This window comes from Bacillus paranthracis (genome assembly GCF_001883995.1).
Lineage (GTDB): Bacteria > Bacillota > Bacilli > Bacillales > Bacillaceae_G > Bacillus_A > Bacillus_A paranthracis.
On sequence record NZ_MACE01000005.1, the window covers coordinates 114686 to 134491 of the forward strand.

The 19806-nt window shown below is 35.4% G+C and carries 22 protein-coding genes; 10 read left to right on the forward strand and 12 right to left on the reverse strand.

Annotation, left to right across the window (positions count from 1 at the left end; translation table 11 throughout):
- Nucleotides 1–17 precede the first annotated feature (17 nt).
- Together BAQ46_RS01055 and BAQ46_RS01060 are read left to right on the forward strand one after the other, a co-directional pair.
- Nucleotides 18–533 (forward strand): type 1 glutamine amidotransferase domain-containing protein, encoded by a 516-nt coding sequence (locus BAQ46_RS01055; RefSeq protein WP_071741515.1) that lies wholly within the window; start codon nt 18–20, stop codon nt 531–533.
- A gap of 240 nt (nt 534–773) precedes the next feature.
- The gene (locus tag BAQ46_RS01060; RefSeq protein WP_001063858.1) at nt 774–977 is read left to right on the forward strand and encodes a hypothetical protein; all 204 of its coding nucleotides are present in this window, start codon (nt 774–776) and stop codon (nt 975–977) included.
- 44 nt (nt 978–1021) lie between these two features.
- On the opposite strand, the gene BAQ46_RS01065 is transcribed toward BAQ46_RS01060, so the two are convergent.
- The gene (locus BAQ46_RS01065; RefSeq protein WP_071741516.1) at nt 1022–2278 is read right to left on the reverse strand and encodes an MDR family MFS transporter; all 1257 of its coding nucleotides are present in this window, start codon (nt 2276–2278) and stop codon (nt 1022–1024) included.
- Between the two features lie 105 nt (nt 2279–2383).
- On the opposite strand from BAQ46_RS01065, the gene BAQ46_RS01070 reads away from it, so the two are divergent.
- Entirely contained in the window at nt 2384–4123 is a 1740-nt protein-coding gene (locus tag BAQ46_RS01070) for an SgrR family transcriptional regulator (RefSeq protein WP_071741517.1), read from the forward strand.
- A 72-nt stretch (nt 4124–4195) separates the two neighbouring features.
- On the opposite strand, the gene BAQ46_RS01075 is transcribed toward BAQ46_RS01070, so the two are convergent.
- Together BAQ46_RS01075 and BAQ46_RS01080 are read right to left on the reverse strand one after the other, a co-directional pair.
- Nucleotides 4196–4744, reverse strand: a complete 549-nt coding sequence (locus BAQ46_RS01075) for an NAD(P)H-dependent oxidoreductase (RefSeq protein ID WP_000718020.1) — start codon at nt 4742–4744, stop codon at nt 4196–4198.
- Nucleotides 4745–4763: 19 nt separating this feature from the next.
- Nucleotides 4764–5303, reverse strand: coding sequence for an ester cyclase (locus BAQ46_RS01080; RefSeq protein WP_000511555.1), 540 nt, complete (start codon nt 5301–5303; stop codon nt 4764–4766).
- Between the two features lie 168 nt (nt 5304–5471).
- On the opposite strand from BAQ46_RS01080, the gene BAQ46_RS01085 reads away from it, so the two are divergent.
- Together BAQ46_RS01085 and BAQ46_RS31325 are read left to right on the forward strand one after the other, a co-directional pair.
- Entirely contained in the window at nt 5472–5810 is a 339-nt protein-coding gene (locus tag BAQ46_RS01085) for a winged helix-turn-helix transcriptional regulator (RefSeq protein WP_001059468.1), read from the forward strand.
- Nucleotides 5811–5866: 56 nt separating this feature from the next.
- Nucleotides 5867–6001 carry a hypothetical protein gene (locus tag BAQ46_RS31325; RefSeq protein ID WP_255256530.1) on the forward strand — a complete coding sequence of 45 codons (135 nt, stop codon included), beginning with the start codon at nt 5867–5869 and terminating at the stop codon, nt 5999–6001.
- Nucleotides 6002–6318: 317 nt separating this feature from the next.
- On the opposite strand, the gene BAQ46_RS01090 is transcribed toward BAQ46_RS31325, so the two are convergent.
- From BAQ46_RS01090 to BAQ46_RS01100, 3 genes are all read right to left on the reverse strand, one after another.
- A complete protein-coding gene (locus BAQ46_RS01090) occupies nt 6319–7341 on the reverse strand; it encodes a 2,3-butanediol dehydrogenase (RefSeq protein WP_071741518.1) in 1023 nt (340 codons plus the stop codon).
- 205 nt (nt 7342–7546) lie between these two features.
- On the reverse strand, nt 7547–8101 hold the full coding sequence (locus BAQ46_RS01095; protein ID WP_000064552.1) for a TetR/AcrR family transcriptional regulator: 555 nt from the start codon (nt 8099–8101) through the stop codon (nt 7547–7549).
- Between the two features lie 188 nt (nt 8102–8289).
- Nucleotides 8290–9516, reverse strand: coding sequence for a cytochrome P450 (locus tag BAQ46_RS01100; protein WP_071741519.1), 1227 nt, complete (start codon nt 9514–9516; stop codon nt 8290–8292).
- A gap of 157 nt (nt 9517–9673) precedes the next feature.
- On the opposite strand from BAQ46_RS01100, the gene BAQ46_RS01105 reads away from it, so the two are divergent.
- From BAQ46_RS01105 to BAQ46_RS01115, 3 genes are all read left to right on the forward strand, one after another.
- Nucleotides 9674–10258, forward strand: a complete 585-nt coding sequence (locus BAQ46_RS01105) for a TetR/AcrR family transcriptional regulator (protein WP_016125526.1) — start codon at nt 9674–9676, stop codon at nt 10256–10258.
- A gap of 485 nt (nt 10259–10743) precedes the next feature.
- Complete coding sequence (locus BAQ46_RS01110; protein WP_000797646.1) at nt 10744–11685, forward strand: alpha/beta hydrolase; 942 nt, start codon at nt 10744–10746, stop codon at nt 11683–11685.
- A gap of 43 nt (nt 11686–11728) precedes the next feature.
- A complete protein-coding gene (locus BAQ46_RS01115) occupies nt 11729–12682 on the forward strand; it encodes an alpha/beta hydrolase (protein ID WP_000797638.1) in 954 nt (317 codons plus the stop codon).
- A gap of 128 nt (nt 12683–12810) precedes the next feature.
- On the opposite strand, the gene BAQ46_RS01120 is transcribed toward BAQ46_RS01115, so the two are convergent.
- Together BAQ46_RS01120 and BAQ46_RS01125 are read right to left on the reverse strand one after the other, a co-directional pair.
- Complete coding sequence (locus BAQ46_RS01120) at nt 12811–14253, reverse strand: DHA2 family efflux MFS transporter permease subunit (protein WP_000528112.1); 1443 nt, start codon at nt 14251–14253, stop codon at nt 12811–12813.
- Nucleotides 14254–14305: 52 nt separating this feature from the next.
- Nucleotides 14306–15415, reverse strand: coding sequence for an FAD-dependent oxidoreductase (locus BAQ46_RS01125; protein WP_000680551.1), 1110 nt, complete (start codon nt 15413–15415; stop codon nt 14306–14308).
- 160 nt (nt 15416–15575) lie between these two features.
- Here BAQ46_RS01125 and yetL point away from each other — a divergent pair, with 160 nt between their 5' ends.
- Together yetL and BAQ46_RS01135 are read left to right on the forward strand one after the other, a co-directional pair.
- The gene (gene yetL, locus BAQ46_RS01130; protein WP_000420689.1) at nt 15576–16079 is read left to right on the forward strand and encodes a transcriptional regulator YetL; all 504 of its coding nucleotides are present in this window, start codon (nt 15576–15578) and stop codon (nt 16077–16079) included.
- Between the two features lie 151 nt (nt 16080–16230).
- Nucleotides 16231–16569, forward strand: coding sequence for a winged helix-turn-helix transcriptional regulator (locus BAQ46_RS01135; protein WP_071741520.1), 339 nt, complete (start codon nt 16231–16233; stop codon nt 16567–16569).
- A 33-nt stretch (nt 16570–16602) separates the two neighbouring features.
- Here the strand turns inward: BAQ46_RS01135 and BAQ46_RS01140 are convergent, their stop codons facing one another.
- The 4 genes from BAQ46_RS01140 to BAQ46_RS01155 form a co-directional block, all read right to left on the reverse strand.
- The gene (locus BAQ46_RS01140) at nt 16603–17805 is read right to left on the reverse strand and encodes an MFS transporter (RefSeq protein WP_000742938.1); all 1203 of its coding nucleotides are present in this window, start codon (nt 17803–17805) and stop codon (nt 16603–16605) included.
- 212 nt (nt 17806–18017) lie between these two features.
- Nucleotides 18018–18596, reverse strand: a complete 579-nt coding sequence (locus BAQ46_RS01145) for a TetR/AcrR family transcriptional regulator (protein WP_061131380.1) — start codon at nt 18594–18596, stop codon at nt 18018–18020.
- Between the two features lie 152 nt (nt 18597–18748).
- Entirely contained in the window at nt 18749–19063 is a 315-nt protein-coding gene (locus BAQ46_RS01150) for a DMT family transporter (protein ID WP_000539674.1), read from the reverse strand.
- Between the two features lie 2 nt (nt 19064–19065).
- Nucleotides 19066–19410, reverse strand: a complete 345-nt coding sequence (locus tag BAQ46_RS01155; protein WP_061131379.1) for a DMT family transporter — start codon at nt 19408–19410, stop codon at nt 19066–19068.
- Nucleotides 19411–19806: the final 396 nt, after the last annotated feature.

Sequence of the window (19806 nt, forward strand, 5' to 3'; positions counted from 1 at the left end):
ATAAGGAGCGGATTAAAATGAGTAAAAAAATTGCTATTTTAATAACGGATTATTTCGAGGACACAGAATACACAGAGCCAGCAGAAGCTTTTAAACAAAAGGGATATGAATTAACAACTATTGAAACAGAAAAAGGTAAAACGGTACACGGTAAACAAGGAAAAAGTGAAATTGTAATTGATAAAGGTATCGATGACGTTTCTCCAGGAAACTTTGACGCACTCTTCATACCGGGTGGATTTTCTCCAGATATACTTCGTGCGGATGAGCGTTTCGTTCACTTTAGTAAAGCATTTATGGATGCGGAAAAACCGGTTTTCGCTATTTGTCACGGACCTCAGCTACTCATCACTGCACAAACACTTGAAGGACGTGATGTCACTGGATATAAATCTATTGAAGTCGATTTAAAAAACGCCGGCGGAAACTTTCACGATAAAGAAGTAGTCGTATGCCAAAATCAGCTAGTAACAAGTAGACAACCTGAGGACATCCCGGCGTTTATTGAAAAATCGTTGCGTATATTGGAATAGTTATTAAAGATTAATCAAAGTAGCTATTTAGCTACTTTGATTAATCTTTTTATTTGTATGAAAAACAAAAAAGAACCTTATTTTTAATGATCTTTTCATACACCCTCTTTTCTCTCCCCGGAACTTCTAATCACTTTTCATAAGCAGTTCTCATATAGTGAAAATGACTATACAATTCCTATCCATAAGTTAAATAATGATTTTACACATATATAAATACAAAAGATGGGAGCCTTATTTATGAATAACAATCCACCTTCAACGCCCCCAAATCCAGCGGAAACGAATAATAATGAAGTGAGCTTACAAACGTTACGCGTCATCGGACTTATTGTACTGATTAGTGGCTACATATTAGTCACTCTTTCTGAAGTAGGAACGTTAAAAAATCTTTTACTACAACCGAGCACCACTCCAAATTTAGCTGAAGTTGATCCGTTTTAAAAGCCATATGAAAAGCGATTTCTAGCATCGCTTTTCATATCGTTTTATCCAATCTGAGAAACCTCCCCCTCATACTTCTCTCTCCCAATCGCCTTCATAAATAATAAAATACTGCTCATACCAACGATAAAGTACAGAGCACTCATGCCCCAAGATGCGATAAATGAACCTAACATAACACCCAATGCCCCGTTCATTTTTGCTACTTGAAAGACCATTCCGTTAATCGCCATATATGAACCTCTCGCCTCATTTGGTACCATATCTGCCATAATAGATTGACGCACTGGCACATACATCATTTCTCCTACCGTTTGGAAAAGCCCTGCAATTAATAAAATCCATAAACTATTGCTCGTTCCGAGTATTGTAAATCCAATTGTATAAATGAATAAGCCTACATATAATATTTTCAAATCGTTGAAGCTTTTCAGCATTTTAATAAGAAGTGCTGAACATAATACAACTAAAATTGTATTCTCTGCAGAAATCCAGCTCAGCATGCGAATACCTGTTAAATCAAACGTAACACCATTCCCGAATAAAAAGTGCACCGTTTCAAATTCCTTCTGCAAACGTACTCCTAAATAATTATTAATCTGAAACTCTAAAGATAACGTACATATACTTGCTGCACAAAAAATTAAAAATGCTCTATCTTTCATTACGACTTTATAACTATCTGCCATATCTTTTAATACATTTTTCTTCTCTACTATTTTTCTAGCTACATACACCTCTTCCATATATACAGCCATCACATATAAAGTAATAACTGCAATCACTGTTAATCCGATAAACAATTGCAATCTATAGTTCTCAAATAGTAATCCGCCAAATATCGCTCCAATCGCAATGGATAAATTAATTGCCCAGTAGTTAATGCTGTACATCACTTTTCGATTCTCAGGTGTACTCACATCAATTAACATCGCCTCTGTCGCAGGATTCATAAGTCCAGATCCTAAACTATTCACTAGCATAAAGATAAATGTTAACCAAGGTGAATCTACATAATCGGAATTTGCAATCCCCATACAAGCAATGGAAATGACTTGTATACTTTGACCGATAATCATAACCTTTTTACGACCAAGCCGATCTCCAACATACCCACCGTACAAACCAATTACTAATGAAGCTATGACATTAATAAGTAGTAACGCACCAGCAATCGCACTACCTAACTTTATTGAAAAATAAATCGCCATAAATGGAAAAATCATCGTGGATACAGTACGTGTTAAAAACGAAGTTATAATTCTAATTTTTATATTTCGATGCATACTCCAAAATCCCATTGTTTCCCCCTCCTTATGCTTACTTATTTTACTTTGAAAAAAAGGAAGAAAAAGGTTAGAATATTCTAAAGAGTTTCCCCTTTTATAATAGAAGGAAGTGTATATATGAAAATTATGGACTATTACATTAGACTAAGACTACATGCACAAGATCAACAGCATATGCGAAATAGCTTACAAGAATTAGCGGATGTTTTATATTGCAGTACGAAAAACGTAAAGATTTTATTAAAGAAAATGAGCGAGGAGCAATTAATTAGCTGGACTCCAGGGCGAGGTCGCGGGAATAAAACGGAAATTCTATTTATACATAATTTCGTAGAAGCGATTGAGTCCTATACAGATGAACTGTTAGCGCAAGAAAAATTAAAAGATATCTTTCTTCTTTTAAAAGAACCCCTACCCCTTGCACTTCAAAAAAAGATAGAAAATAAACTACATCATCATTTTGGATACGAACCTTCAAATGATATGTACGACATATTAAAAATTCCTATATCGAGAAAGATAGTCCCATTAGATCCGGCTTTTGTGGCTGTAACTACAGAAAGCCATCTTACAAGTCAAATTTTTGATACGTTAGTCGTTTATAACGATGTTACGGAAAAAATGGAGCCACACATTGCGCATACGTGGGAATTAAGTGAAGACGGGCTTACGTGGACTTTTTATTTACGAAAGGATGTATATTTTCATAACGAAACAGTTTTAACTTCTAAAGATGTACGATTTTCATTTGAAAGACTAAAAGAAGTTCACTCTCCTTTCGAATGGTTAACAGCAGAAATTGTTCAAATTGAAACGCCATCACCACTGCAAATTCGATTTCATTTAGCAAAACAAAATTTATTTTTCTTACACTATGTAAGTTCCATACAACTAGCAATTTTGCCGCGTGATGCAGTTATTCAAAATCATCATTATATAGGTACTGGACCTTTCAAACTTGCCCATTACTCTGAAGATAATATCGTGCTCGAAGCGTTCACTCATTATTTTAAAGAGCGCGCTTTATTAGACCGTATTGAATTTTGGGGTATTCCTGATCATGTACAAATCGATGCTGATTATGAACTACCAAATGAAGAAGAAAATGAAAGGCATAATATACAAATAGAAGAAATAGGTTGTATTTATGCTGGCTTCAACTTTACAAAACCTGGTCCTCATCACGACATTTACTTTCGAAAGGCTTGGAGAGAACTATATGATGTTGAAATGATACTTCGTAACATAGAAGGAAGACGAACAATTGCTGCATCAAGCTTTTTCCCTGAAAGAAGTCGCCAAGCTTCTAAAAGGTCTTACTCTTTAGAAAAAGCAAAAGAGTATTTAAAAAAGAGCACTTATAATGGAGAGACGATACATATTTACTTCTTCGCATTTAAAGATAGTGCAAATGATGCATATTTCTTAAAAGAACGATGTGACGGTCTAGGTATACAAGTAGAGCTTCACCCATTTCTCGTTTCAGATTATATGAACCGTTCTATCGATCAGCATGCCGATATTATTTTCATGGGAGAAGTGTTTGCTTCCAATCACGAACTTGCATTCTTAAATGTATTTAAAAATAAAAGTTGCTTCATAAACCGCTTCATGGACCCGCACTATGAAAAACAAATTAACTGTTTACTTGATACATTTTTATTAGAAGAAAATAAGGAGAAGCGCTATGAGCTCATGTATGAGATCGAAGAATTTTTACAAACAGAACACATCATTTTATTTAACTATCACGTTTTAAAAAGAAAGACATACCCTTCTTCTTTAAAAAACGTAACAATTGATTCATTCGGTTGGGCAAATTTTGCGAAGTTATGGATACAGCCATCCATGTATTAACATGCAAGTTTTTATAAAAGGAGAAGGTACTACATCCTTAGTAGTACCTTCTTCACATACAAATACAAACTATTATTTAATTACTTCATCTAAGTGATCTTTCAAGTTCAATAAATATTGCTCAATATCCGGATTCTTCACCACATCATAACAAGCAAAACTCTTTAACGGACTCATCCCAAGAAACTTCTGCACGCGGTGTAAATGACTAAGCGTTGATTCTAGACTTTCCCCTTCAAAGAACTTCGTCTTATCTCCAAATGAATTTTCAGGTGCATTCCAAGTTGTAGAGAACATATACTCTTTCTCTGTTAATAAACCACCTGTTCCGTATTCATCTGCACCTTTAAAGAACAAACCGTATTCATATACTTCATCCATATACGTTTTAAATAATCCTGGAACACTAAACCAATAAATCGGTGTTTGATAAATCACAACATCAGCCCATAAAAATTTATCTTGTTCTTCCTTTATATTGTATCCATCTTGAATCGTTGTTGTTTTCACTTGATGACTCTCGCTTAATACCGCCACCATATGATCCACTAACGTTTTATTTAATCGTCCTTCCTTTGTACCGTATTTTTCATGTCCATTTATAATAAATATTTTTTTCATCGTTTTCCTCTCCCCTACTCTATTCCTCGCTTATTAACCCAAGTTGCTGTTTCAACGTAAGATTATCTTCTAAATGCCAGTCTTCCGTAATCTTTCCGTCTTTCACATGCAAAATATCTATTGCAGAAAAGCTAATATTTTTACCGTTATGCGTTCCTGTAAAAGAAAGACGAGCTGTTACTTTATCACCGACGACTAATAAATCTTCAATCTCGCAATGTATATTAGGAACGACTTTACGAAAGTTTTGTGCTGCAAACTTTAACCCTTCAACACCTTGTGGTCGCTCTTTTGGCAACGTATTATCGAAAAAATCTTTCGTAACAGTCTGCGAAAGAAGCTCCTCTTTACCTGTATCCCAAAATGCATAAAAACGCTGCGCTGCATGAACCATTTCGGTCGCTTCCATTTTACTTAGTGAAGGATCGATTGTCATTTTTTTTGCCTTTGGCATTTCTTTTAATAACTGTACTTCAGTTTTTCCCTCCACGCCACATGCTACAAGCACAATACAAATAACAAACAAACTAAGAAATCCAAACAACTTTTTTATCCCCATGAAAATCACCACCTCCTCCTCTAAATCCTTTGTATTTCGTATTGCTATTGTATATACACTAACTTCCTTTATGGAAGTAGTGATATTTTTTTCATATAGTTACCAAAAGTATAGTTTTGTGATACTATAAAGCAAATTCATTCAAAAAATTTTATGGAGGCTAGTTCCATGAACAATATAGATCCAGTTGAATTAACGAAAGGTTTACCTGGCATACCTTGTCCCATCGCTAAAACGCTTGATGTAATTCGTACAAAATGGACGTTTTTAATCATTCGCGACCTTCTTATCGAAGGAACATTACGCTTTAGTGATTTACAAAAATCAATGGACGGGATTAGCCCGAAAACATTATCGCTTCGACTAAAAGAATTAGAGTCTCAAGGCATTATAACGAGAAAAGTATATCCAGAAGTTCCGCCTCGTGTAGAGTACACATTAACGGATAAAGGAAAGCAATTAGAGGGGATATTTATTGAATTAAAACGGTTTGGATTAAGCTTATAAACCAAAAAACCTTACCATTGTTAAACAGGCTATAATTAGAAGTAATTATAGCCTCATTGAAACGTAAGATTAAGAAGTTAGCAGAAGAGAAGAAACAATTACGTGAGCAATTGAAGATTGCTTATGCAGATATATACAAAAAGAATTTAGAATATGAGGGGGAACTTTGTCCACCTTTATTCTGTCACTAAGTAGCGTATAAATTTATATTTTATTAGTTTATCTTCACACTATTAAACGTCTCCATATGTGTGCATCAGCTTAAAAATTTTATAATGCCCCCACAAGATAAAATCTATATTTTTTCTTGTGAGGGTATACACGCAAAGCAACTAAATCTTTGGCTTGTTATTTACTAGTTCGTTGCACAAACCCTACATTTCTAGCAGGATCTCGTAAAATATTAGAGGATAAAAGAATTGAATTTCTTGAGTAAATAGTTAAGAGTTCTCTATATTTTTAATTATTTCTTTTTCAATCTTCTCAAGTTATTTTATCTAAAATATGATTAATGTGCGCCGCTTAACTTAACTAAAATTTTTGCTTGCGCTTTATCATGAATTAACGCTTCAAAACCTTGTTCAGCAATATTATCTATATCAACTTTACTTGTAATAATGGATTGCGCAGGTAATCTTCCATTAGCGAGTAATTGAATGACCTCATTATAAGTTTCATTACTGTATCCCACAGATCCCATTAATTTTACGCCACTAAAGAGTAAGGAAGCAGGAGCATTAAATTGGATATCTTGAGTATGGAAGCTAATAACCATCATTGTGCCACGAACTTTAGTTGATTGAATGGCTTGATTAAATGTTGACTCAACACCTGCAGCTTCAATTGTTACATCTGCTCCATCTGGGAATAATTTACGAATTTCTTCTACAGGGTTTACTTCTTTAGCATTAAAGACATGCGTCGCACCCACTTCGGTTGCTTTGGCAAGCCGACTATCAAATAAATCAACAACAATAATATTAGAAGCACCTGCAGCTTTTGCACCTAAAATAGCAAATAGCCCAATAGGACCGGCGCCATAAACAACAACAGTATCTCCTTCTTCAACATTTGAATCCTTAATTGATTGGAATGATACAGCTGCCGGTTCTACCATTGCTGCTACTTCTAGTGATAAATTATCTGGAATTTTAAAAATCGTTTTTTGTGGAAGTATCACGTATTCAGCAAACCCTCCGTCGATTTGTGCACCAACCGCGTCTAAAGTGATAAAACGTTCAGTTTCAGCATTTGAAGGATCTTTGAGCATCATTGGATAAATACATACTCTGTCACCTTCTTTAAATTTTGTTACATGAGCACCAACCTCTGCAATTTCACCAGAAAATTCATGTCCGATTATCATATTCTTATTCATTGGTACTGAATCTGGATGCAAGTATGCATGTAAATCAGAACCACAAATACCAGCCCATGCCACTTTAACTTTTACATCATTGGGTTGTAACTCTTTTGTTTCTCTTTCCTCGATACGAATATCTTTTTCACCATACCACACTGCGGCTTTCATAAAAAATCCTCCCTCAAATAATTGGAATATTATATATAATTTTCATTTAATATTAGATCGTAATTCATTTTTTAAAGCATAACGGTAATTCTTTTGCTCTTTAACCTTACTCATTCCTCCTTTGCTATGTTCAATAATCTATCATAGGTTTTTAAGGAAGACGATGAGCAAAAAATAATATACGTCTCGAATTGAGACATTTGTTTTAATTTGGTTCATTTATCAATAAGTTCTTAGAAATCTGAATCAACTCTTCTTTTGTATAGGAATATTCATTGCTTAACCATTTTTTTATAATCTCAAAAAAGCCACTACAGTAAAAATCACACAGTACCATTGGGTAATCTGAGTTTTGGATTTTTTTCGAAAGCGGATCATTATATTCCATTGAGTTTTCATATAAATTTTCTGCACCAAATCGAATCAATTTTTCGTATAACTCAAGGCTATTATTTTTACTAGTAATATTAAAAAACAATGCACGATTAACATCTATGTATTCAATTATTTCCTCAAACAATGTATGTTCTAAATCCAATCCTTCTTTTGTTTGTTCAAAAAGATTGATTGCGATGGAATTTGATACATCGCTAAATAATTCATATTTATCCTCATAATGACGGTAAAATGTGCTTCTATGAATCATTGCTTTTTCACAAATATGATTGATTGTGATGGATGAAAATGTTTTTTCTTTTAATAAATCCATAAACGCATCTTTTATTATGTTTTGTGTGCGTAAACGTGTGAAATTACTCAATTTTAGTATCCTCCTATATTGAATCTAAGTACTGCATGAATTTGTGATTGTTTTCCTAATCCTTATCTCCTTTTAGTATGCCTAAATTAATGATAATCTGGCATTTCCCCACGAATATAATCCTTTTATGAAACTGAGATGGATCATATAAATTTGGCTCTGGCGCGAATATACCAGAGCCAAAATATTTAATTTAGTTCACTTTTTACAGGGAAAGAATGTAATCCATATATAGAACTACTATTTGAGATAGGAACAGGAAGATCCTGGTCAATAAATGAAAATGATTTATATCTTTTTATTAATTCCGTTAATACAATTTTCGCTTCTAATCTAGCTAGAGGAGCACCTAAACAAAAATGGATGCCATGTCCAAATGTAAGATGAGGATTACGTCTACGATATATGTTAAAACTATCGGCATCTTTGAATTGATGCGAGTCACGGTTAGCTGATCCAACCCAAGCTGAAATGATTTGGTCTACTTGTAAAGTTTGTCCTTTTAATTGAATCTCTTTTTTTACTCTGCGTACAATTCTTTGAACTGGTGAACGATACCGCAATACTTCTTCAATTGCTTTCGGAACAAGAGATACATCCTGTTGTAATTGATCATAAACATTTGGATGTTCTATGAAGCAATATAAAGCGTTTCCAAGTAAATTGGTTGTTGTTTCATTTCCCGCTACTAAAAGTAGTTTACAAAACGGTACTATTTCTTTTCCTGAAATGTTTTTGTCCGCTTCACTTTGAACTAATAAAGAAATAATGTTATTTGAATCTTTTTTGGATTTCCCTCGATTGGATTGTATGATTTCTTCAAAAAACTCTCCTAATTCATTTTCTGCTTGTAAACGTGTATTAAAAAATTCTTCCAAATAATCCGAATCATCATGACTCGGTGAACTTACGATAATATCAGACCATCTCTTAAACCTTTCCATATCCTTAGCAGAAACACCTAACATTTCAGCAATTACTATAACTGGTAACGGATAAAATAACTCTCTAACAATATCAAAAGTTTCACGATTAGATAATTGATTGAGTATATCGTTTGTGATTTGCTGGATTCTAGGTTCCCATTCCCTTAATGCTTTAGGAGTGAAAGACCGATTTACAATAGACCGAATTTGCGTATGCTTTGGCGGATCCATCCCAAGAATACTTTGTGGAAATGGAGACTTTTTCTTCTCAGGCATAATACTAGAAAAGTACTCTTTATCCTCTAAGACAGTTTTTACATCTTCGTACAAAAAAACATTCCACATGTCTGTCTGATGATTAAAACAAATAGGATCCTTTTCTCGCATCTCTTTATACCATGCAAATGGTTTATACGGATCTTCTAAAGCCTTTTTTCCCATCAACTTATTTGTAGGAATCATAACAACTGATTGATAAGGTGTTTTCATATATAACAATCTCCTCTCAAAAAAATTTCATTACACCGAATAATATTCACCGAATGTTATTCGGTGTAATGAGGATTATACAACAAGAACCAAAATATTCAAACTACTTTTTCGGTTTTAAAATATCCGTTAATATATAAATAAGGGGGAATAGACATTGCATAAAAAAACTCTGACAAATAGAAAACAACAAGCTTTACTAACACAGAACAATATATTTCATGTGTTTTTAAATTTAATGAAAGAAAAGAAATTTGAAAATATAACAATTGAAGATATTTGTAAAAAAGCAAATGTATCAGTAGGAACTTTTTATCATTATTTCACTTCCAAAGAGGATATTTATAAAAAATTATTTCAACAAATTGAAGAAAATCTACATGTTGAATTAGAAAATATCGATCAACATGCAACAATGCAAACAACTATTTTAACTTTCTTCCAATGCATAGCTGAATATACAACTAAATTGGAGTTACATATAAATCTTCTTAACGATTTCAACAAAAGGTCATTTATATATGAGCCTTCACTCATTTACGAAGCTCTAAATGGCTTTGTTTACAAAGGACAACTTGAAAAAGAATTAACAAATGATATGAGTGTAGAAGAAATAACAACGTATCTTTTTACAATTGCTAGAGGACTTATATTAGATTGGTGTCTTTTAGATGGAAAATACTCACTAGAACAGAGAATGAATACTTATATGAATTTAGCATTGAAATCTTTAAAGCCTTAAATTTTAATCAAGCCCTACGCTTTGTTGCTTCATTTTGTACATTTCATTCAGTTTTATTTTTTCTAGGTGTTACGCAGCTGGAAAAAAAGAAAAAGCATGCCCCTTCTTTATACTGCGAGAAGGGCATGCTTTTTCTTTTTTTACAATACAACTTATAAATCCCACATCAATCCATTTCAAGATAGTTAATTTCCCTTTTCCTATCCCCTCGGAAAAGGAGAATAACAGTCAAAATACATATGAAAAATCAAGAAAATGAATATTTCATACAGGCTAGTTTTAGCACTGTGTATACTTTATATCGTTAAAAATCCATTAAAAAATGAACCACTTTGAGATATATGTCGCATTTTGAAACACATAAACATTTTTGATTATCGTTTTCCTCTAATGCCTATGATAAATTGCTATACATAGCTAGCTTACAATTATATTTCTAAAAATAATATTTCACCTTTCATAAAAAATAAAAAGGAGTTTTTAAAATGAAGAACCGAGTAAACCCAGCATTATTACCAGGCTTAGAAATGTATCCAGATCAAGATTTACGCCCAGAGTGTTTGCCAGTAATGAGAGAAGAAGCATCAAAAGTCTTCCCTCCTACCATTGTTGATGAAACTCTTTCTGTAACAAATGAAGTCATTGAGGGACCTGATGCAAATCCATTACGATTAAAAATTTATCGTCCAAAATCAAATAATGAATCCTTACCTGCTCTGTTGTGGATACATGGTGGCGGATATATCTTGGGATCTATAAATGATAACGATGATCTTGCTGTAAAAATTGCAAAAGAGGCTAACTGTATGGTCGTTTCTGTAGATTACCGTTTAGCTCCTGAACATCCTTATCCAGCTCCAATTGAAGATTGTTATGCAGCATTAAAATGGATTGCTGATAACGCGGAGACATTGAACATTGATTCGAATCGAATTGGTGTTGCAGGAGTGAGCGCTGGTGGCGGACTAACAGCTGCATTAACATTATTAGCCCGTGATCGCCAATATCCTTCTATTTGTTTCCAAATGCCGCTTTATCCAATGATTGATGATCGTAATAACACACCTTCTGCCAATGAAATTAAAGAAGGGTTTGTTTGGAATCAAAAATCAAATGAAGCTGGCTGGAAAATGTATTTAGGAGAATTACATGGAACGGATCATATTCCCGCTTATGCAGCCGCTGCTCGAGCAGAAGATTATCGTAATTTACCACGTACCTACACATGCGTTGGTCAATTGGACCCATTCCGTAGTGAAACATTAACCTATGTAACCAAACTTGCAGAAGCTGGTGTTGATGTCGAGTTCCATTTATATCCTGGAGCTTATCATGGGTTCGAAATGATGCATCCGGATACTGATATATCTATTCACGCTTGGAATGATTATGTGCGAGCAGTTAAAACTGGTTTCGCAAGAAAGTAACTAAGGTAGCTACAAAAAATTTCATAATAAAGGAGAATTTTTAATGAAGAATAGAGTTCATCCAGAATTAAGAGAAATGTTTTCTGTATTACCTGAAGTAGATAATAGTCCGGAAAATTTCCAACAATATAGGAAATGGGCTAAAGAATCTTTTACTGCAACAGTTCTATCATCGAATGATGAAGTTACTGTATCTAATCGATTTATACCTGGGCCTGAAAGAGCGCCTGAAGTTAGAGTTCGCATTTATGAGCCAACTAAAAAAACAAAAGCTTTACCTGGGGTCCTTTGGATACACGGTGGTGGATATCAAGTGGGATCACCCGAAATGGATGACAAACTTTGTGAAAAGTTCGTATTGGAAGCCAACTGTATAGTGGTTTCGGTTGACTATCGATTAGCACCGGAAAATCCATTCCCTGCACCACTTGAGGACTGCTATGCAGCTTTACAGTGGGTTTCTAATAATTCGGAAGATCTTGGTGTCGATTCTTCTCGAATTGCAATTGCCGGAATGAGTGCGGGAGGTGGACTAACAGCAGCCCTTGCCCTTTTAGCAAGGGATAGAAAGGGACCTTCAATTATATTCCAAATGCCACTATGCCCTATGATTGATGATCGTAATATAAAACCTTCTGCTTTTGAGATAACGGATTCAAAATTATGGAACAGAAAAACTAATATCTCTGGGTGGAAAATGTATTTAGGTTCAGTTTACGGTGAAGAGGTATCCCCATACGCTGCTCCAGCTCGTGCAACTGACCTTACAGGACTTCCACCAACTTATACAATGGTGGGTGAAATAGACTTATTCCGAGACGAGACAATTGAATATGCGAATAGATTAATGCAAGCTGGAGTACCAACAGAATTTCATGTTTATCCTGGTGGCTACCATGGATTCGAATTAATAGTGCCCAATGCTGAAATTAGCCAAAGAGCTGAGGAAGAATATATCGGTGCATTAAAGCGAGCATTACAAAAAACAGAAGTTTAAATATATATGAGGATTTTATATAGCATATAGTAAAAAATAAGAGAAAGAGTCTATGAAGAGAGTAGCTCCTCTGTCACTAAGTCTTATAGAGATAAAAAAGTACTGGCAATGCCAGTACTTTTTTATTATTATGCACGCTGTTCAACATTGACTCTTTTAATAAAGAACGAGATTATTAATCCAACAATTACTACAATGATAGCAAAGATAAAGGTATTTTGAACACCGTTTGTAAAGGCCAGAACTTGGTTTAATGGATTTTCTTTATCAGATACTGTCTGAAGGAAGCTTCTTGAACCTGAGGAAAGAATTGAAATTCCAACAGCTGTTCCAATAGCACCAGCAACTTGTTGTAAGGTGTTCATAATCGCTGTTCCATGCGGGTATAGTTCAGGTGGCAGCTGATTTAATCCGTTTGTTTGAGCTGGCATCATAATCATTGAAATCCCAACCATAAGTGCAATGTGTAGTGCAACAATAAATCCTGTAGATGTTTCCAATGTTAAAGTTGAGAAACCATACAGTGCACATGCTACAATGACAAGTCCAGGAATAACTAGCCATTTAGGACCAAAACGGTCAAATAATCCCCCCATAACAGGCGAAAGAATTCCATTAATAATTCCTCCCGGTAGAAGCATAAGACCCGCTGCAAACGTTGATAACGCTAATGATGTTTGTAAGTATAATGGTAAAATCATCATCGTACAAAGCAGCACCATCATGCATACTAAAATTAAGAGAAGTCCAATAACGAACATTGGATATTTAAAAGCCTTAAGGTCTAACATTGGCTCATCCATCTTCATTTGACGAAGGGAAAATGCAATTAATCCAACGACTCCAATAACAAGAGAAAGAATAACGTGTGAGCTTCCCCAGCCTCCACTTTCTCCAGCGCTACTGAAACCAAATACGATACCGCCAAAACCAATTGTTGAAAGAATGATTGAGAAAATATCGATTCTTGGCTTTGTTAGTTTTGTTACGTTTTGCATGAAGAATGTACCAAATACTAATGCGATAATTAATAATGGGAGTGAAATCCAAAAAATCCAGTGCCACGTTAACGTTTTTAGAATCAACCCTGAGACGGTTGGTCCAACAGCTGGAGCAAACATAATGACAAGCCCGATAATTCCCATAGCTCTTCCACGCTTATGTGGTGGAATAATAACAAGAATGGTGTTAAACATAAGTGGTAAAAGTAAAGCTGTTCCTACTGCTTGTACAATGCGGGCAATCATTAATACGCTAAATGTTGGTGCAATAGCTCCAATTAATGTTCCGATAATGGAGAATACAAGAGATGCGATAAAAAGCTGTCTTGTTGTAAACCATTGAAGAATTAAACCTGAAATTGGCACAAGAATTCCTAATGTTAATAAGTAGCCGGTTGTCAGCCACTGTGCTGTTGTCTCTAGAATATCAAAACCTGTAATTAAATCTTTTAACGCCATATTTAAGGCTGTTTCACTAAACAAGCCGATAAATCCAGCAATAAGAAATGACGTAATAATCGGGAGAGCTCTGATGTTAGAGTTCTCTGCTGTTGTTTGTTGATTCCCCATATTAAATTGTCTTCCTCTCTCTTACCTAATTCTTTTATTTGAATTTTCGATTTTAATAACCTTTCCTTAACACCTCGTGGCACTCCCAAATCAGCTCTTCTATTCCCGTCTGGCCTTTCAGCCTACGGCGAACGATTTCTGAGGATAGATTCTGGACTTTGAGCGCTCTTGGTGCTCTTCTTTCGAAGTATGCCTGAAAGGCTGCTTCAATGTCATTATTGTTTTTGAGCTCTTCGGCGAGAACGATTGCATCCTCAATAGCCATGGCGCCTCCTTGCGCAAGAGTCGGAGCTCCGACGTGGGCGGCGTCTCCTCCAATGACGACGCGGCCTTTGTACCATGGCTCTTGCACTGCGACTTGTTCCAATTTGTTAAAAATAACAGGGTAATCTTTTGACATATGCTTTGTAATAAAATCAAGTCCCGGAAAGCCTAAGAGAATCTCTTTGACTCTATTAAACCGGGTATCTTCCTCATCCCAGTAATCGCTGGCGCAAGGCTGGAGCACAAAGACATAGCCGGCGCGTTCAGCTAATGGTACGACGCCGATTTGCGTTTCTCCGCTTATATACATCAATGACGAATCCTCAAATTTGTAATCAGGAAGCTCGAAATAAAATCGCCACGCTCCCATACCGAGATGCTCTTTTTCTATTTCCTTTTGCAGCATCATATTCCTTACAGTTGAATGAATGCCGTCAAAACCTACTAAAATATCAGCCTTTATCTTTTCTCCGTCGTCAAATATGGCAGAGACCGATTCAGCCCTTTCTTCATAAGCAACAACCTTTTTCCCCCACTTGATATCTACACCCGCTGCATCAGCATGCTTGATGAGAATATCACTTAATGTTTTTCGCGGGATATTATTGCGCCCTGGAAGTGTGTCGTCTAAAAAGGATTCACTGACTTGAAACTGCAGATTCCCCTGTGCATCAAATGTTTTCAGCCATTTTGTTTGAAAGCCATGTTCACAACACTCTTCAAATACATCCAATTCTTTCAAGACAGCCAGTGCGTTTTGCGGCATAAGAATCCCCGCACCGGTTTTGCGATTTTCTAAAGCCGCCTCGCACAAGGTAACAGAAAACCCTACTTTACTAAGGGAAATAGACGCTGACAATCCGCCAATTCCCCCACCAGCTATCAAAATATGTTTCATATAAATAACCCCTTTTAGTTCTTTTAAAAATAGTTAGGCACCTAACTACATTACTTTACTACATCCTCAGAAAAATTGTCAATCATCTTTAAGTCAGGTTGTATTATGATATTAACTCCTTTATAATCGTGTCATAACTAACGAACGGGAGCTTATTTTAATGGAATTAAAACATTTACCTAAATATAAATATTTAACAGAACACACCGAGACGTATTCCAATATAGATGCCAGTTCTCTTGAATTGTTTTTATCTCTATTTGATATATCAAAAAAAATGAATCATGTGATGGAGCGTTACTTTGCAGGCAGAGGGCTGTCTGAAGGAAAATTCAAAATCCTGATGCTACTCTTCGACGCAAAAGACCACTCGTTAAGTCCGACAGAACTTGCAAAGCAATCAAACGTTACGAAAGCAACGATTACAGGTTTGCTGGACGGGCTGGTGAGGGACGGTTTTGTCAGCCGCACGCATCAAAATAAGGATAAACGAAAAATCAGCATTGAACTGACAAAAGAGGGAAAAGAACAACTGAAACAATTTCTACCCGGTCATTTCAGTAAAATCTCTGCGGTAATGGAAAACTACAGCGATGAGGAAAAAGAAATGTTTATCAATATCCTGGGAGATCTATTTGAAAAACTGAGCGTGTTTAAAGACTAAAACGCATTTTTTTGGTCCCACCACATCGTTATTCAGCTAAAATTTTATAGTACCCCCAGAACGAAATTTTGTACTAACTTGTAATAAAATATTCATTTTTCGTTTTGAGGGTATTTGCATTTCTTAGGTTGATGGCGGTGAGGCTAGTTCCATGAACAATATAGATCCAGTTGAATTAACGAAAGGTTTACCTGGCATACCTTGTCCTATCGCTAAAACGCTTGATGTAATTCGTACGAAATGGACGTTTTTAATCATTCGCGACCTTCTTATCGAAGAAACATTACGCTTTAGTGATTTACAAAAATCAATGGACGGGATTAGCCCGAAAACATTATCGCTTCGACTAAAAGAATTAGAGTCTCAAGGCATTATAACGAGAAAAGTATATCCAGAAGTTCCGCCTCGTGTAGAGTACACATTAACGGATAAAGGAAAGCAATTAGAGGGGATATTTATTGAATTAAAACGGTTTGGATTAAGTTTATAAAACAAAAACCCCTTACCGTTGTAAGGGGTTTGATTACTTCGCAAAACTTTCAGCTAACTGTTTCTCTCTCCACATAAATGTAATAGCGAGACCCACTATTAAGACAACTCCTGAAAATGCATATGGATAATGAATGTTCATATCAAATAATATTCCGCCCATCGCTGGTCCTGCTATATTTCCTAAACTCGTATAAGTCGAGTTCATACCAGCAACGAATCCTTGCTCTTTTCCAGCTGCTTTTGATAAAAACGTCGTTAAAGCTGGACGAAGTAAATCAAATGCAAGGAAAATGAAGCACGTAACGAGAAGTACAATCCAATAATTAAAGACTACAGTTGAAATGAACGCTAATACTGCACCTACAATTAAACAGATTTGAATTAACACTTTTTCACCGAACATATCAACTAATTTTCCAAACATAAATACTTGCACAACTACCCCAAAGATTGAACTAATTGTAATAATTGCCGCGATATCTTTCGGTGTGAATCCAAACTTATGATCAGAAAACAGACTGAACACCGTTTCATACGCCGATAAACCGAACGCAAGTACAAATACGATGATAAATGCAATTGCATACATTGGATGTAATGATTTCTTTAAATCACCAATAAAGCTTGATTCTTTCGTATTAGAAGAAATCTCTGCAAGCTCTTCTTTCGTTAACGGTTCTTTTAAAATAAAGATCGAAATGACACATGCTATAAAAGCAATTGCTGCTGCAACGAAAAACGGCACACGTATACCGTATTCTGCAATAAATCCGCCGATTCCAGGTCCTATAATAAAGCCGGTACTAATAGCAGCAGATAAATATCCCATCGCCTTTGGACGTTCCTGTATAGATGTAATATCCGCAACATATGCCGTAACACCAGGCATAATAAACGCAGCACTAATTCCGCCTAACACCCTCGCTGCATAGAGCATCCATACATCTGTTCCTAATCCAAACAGAAGCTCTGAAACACCAAAAATAAATAATCCAATGATTATCATTTTCTTCCTACCATAAAGGTCGACCCACCGGCCTGTAATAGGTGAAGCAATAAGCTGAGCCATTGCAAACACTGCAACGAGATATCCCATCGTCTTACCTGTTAAACCCATATCATTCATAAAGGACGGCATAACCGGAATGATTAATCCAATCCCTAAAAAAGCGATAAATATATTACTCAAAAGAATGACCAGTACCATCTTTTGTTCTTTTATCGGTTTCTTCACTTTTAACACCTCTTCCCGTAAGCTCCCCTCAAAAAAATAATACCCAAGAAGCTTTTTCTTTATCCTGCTATTTGTGGGCTAATCATGAGTAGAAATGCCCCTACTCGTTAGAATTTCACTGTATCCTTCCACACATACATACGCATTAGGTGAATGACTATCATTCAGTTTTCCTCAAAAATGAACCTACCTTTTCAGACAGGTTCATCTCACTATTTCTTTATATGTAATGCATGTGTTAAAAAATCTAGTACTTCTGCCTTTTGTAACTCGACTTGCTCATCATCTTTATGATCATATAAATACACTTGCTCCGCTGCTGATTCAACTAGAGCGATAAATAACTTCGCCGTTCGCTCTGCGTGAACCGAATCACGAATTTCACCCGCTTCTTTCGCCTCACCTAAAAATTCACTTAGCCACATATAAAGAGGCTCATACACAGCTTCCCATTCTTTTATATGTTCTGTAGATGCAAGACCCGCATACATTAAAGCTTGTATTTCACGATATTCCTCTATGAAGTGAAACACCGCATCTATTACTTGCGTTACTTTACTTGAGAAAGGCGCATCGTTTTGCACTTTTTCTTTTACTGCAAGTATCATCTTTTCAACCATCACTTCTGCTATTGCAGGCATAACAGATAACTTAGAAGGAAAATATAAATAGAAAGTTCCTTGTGCAATGCCAGCTAATTTCACGATATCAGAAATCTTCGTTTTTTCAACGCCCTTTTCCTGAAACACTTCAATCGCTGCATAGACAATTTTCTCTTTTTTATTCATCATCTAAACCCTTTCACACGCGTATTGAATGACTGTCACTCATTTTATAAGATAATCGATTGTACTGTCAATGATAGTGAACTTTGCGAGGAAATCATTTTTTTCATAATAAAATCTCCTAACAAAAAATTAGGAGATAAAAATGCCAAATACCTTTAAGAAAGAGCCTTTAACCCTGTCACGCCGCATACAATAAGAGCCACACTAATGATACGTGCTTTACTTTTCGACTCACCAAACAAGAACATGTTTAATAAAACGGCACCTGCTGTTCCAATACCAATCCAAACCGCATACGCGACACTTACTTGTAAAAATAAGAAAGATGTATACAAGAATGCAAAGGATGTAGCAAACCCACCTATATAAAGAGCCCCATTTGCTAATGTTTTATCTTTACTATACATTTTAAGACCGATTACACCGACTATTTCACTAATTGCAGCACAAAATACGAAAAACCAACCCATCTTTAAGCAGCTCCTTCCATAGTATCTTCTTTATTATCAGCTAGCTTTAAACCGATAACGCCAGCTACAACCATCACGATAAAGAATAATTTTCCTACACTGAAACTCCCGCCGAAAAGGAATACATCCATTAAGAAAGTACCTACCGTACCAGCTCCGGCAAAAACAGCATATACAGTCCCTGTTGCAAGATGCTCACACGCTTTAGAAAGAAAGTGAAAATCAACAGCGATAACGCCTAAAATAATAATCCAATGCCACCAAGTATCGGCCGTATTAAAACCAAATACCCAAAAAATTTCAAAGATACATGTTAATATGACATATAACCAAGCTCTATTCTTCATACCTCTCACCTCTTATGACTGACTATCAGTCATTTTTATTTTAAAAAAATATACTCTTTCATCAATACTATATAAAAACAACTATCATCCTCATTTACCATTTATATTTATTCCGTTTTCAAACTAACTACATCCTTCCAAAGAAGAAATGACTGAATGTCATTCATATATATTGTACATGAATATTTTAAAAACTGTCAATGCCGAAAGTTTATTTAAAATTTCTTTCATCCGATTTGTATATTTCCTAATAATCTGTCAATACTGCTAGTAACATAATATTTTCTCCACTCCCCCTTGGAGAGATCCCTTGAATGGAGCAGTGAGCTTGTGCTAGCTGCTCTTTTTATTTTCATCTTTCATAATCTCATTCAATCGCATATTCACTTGATTCAA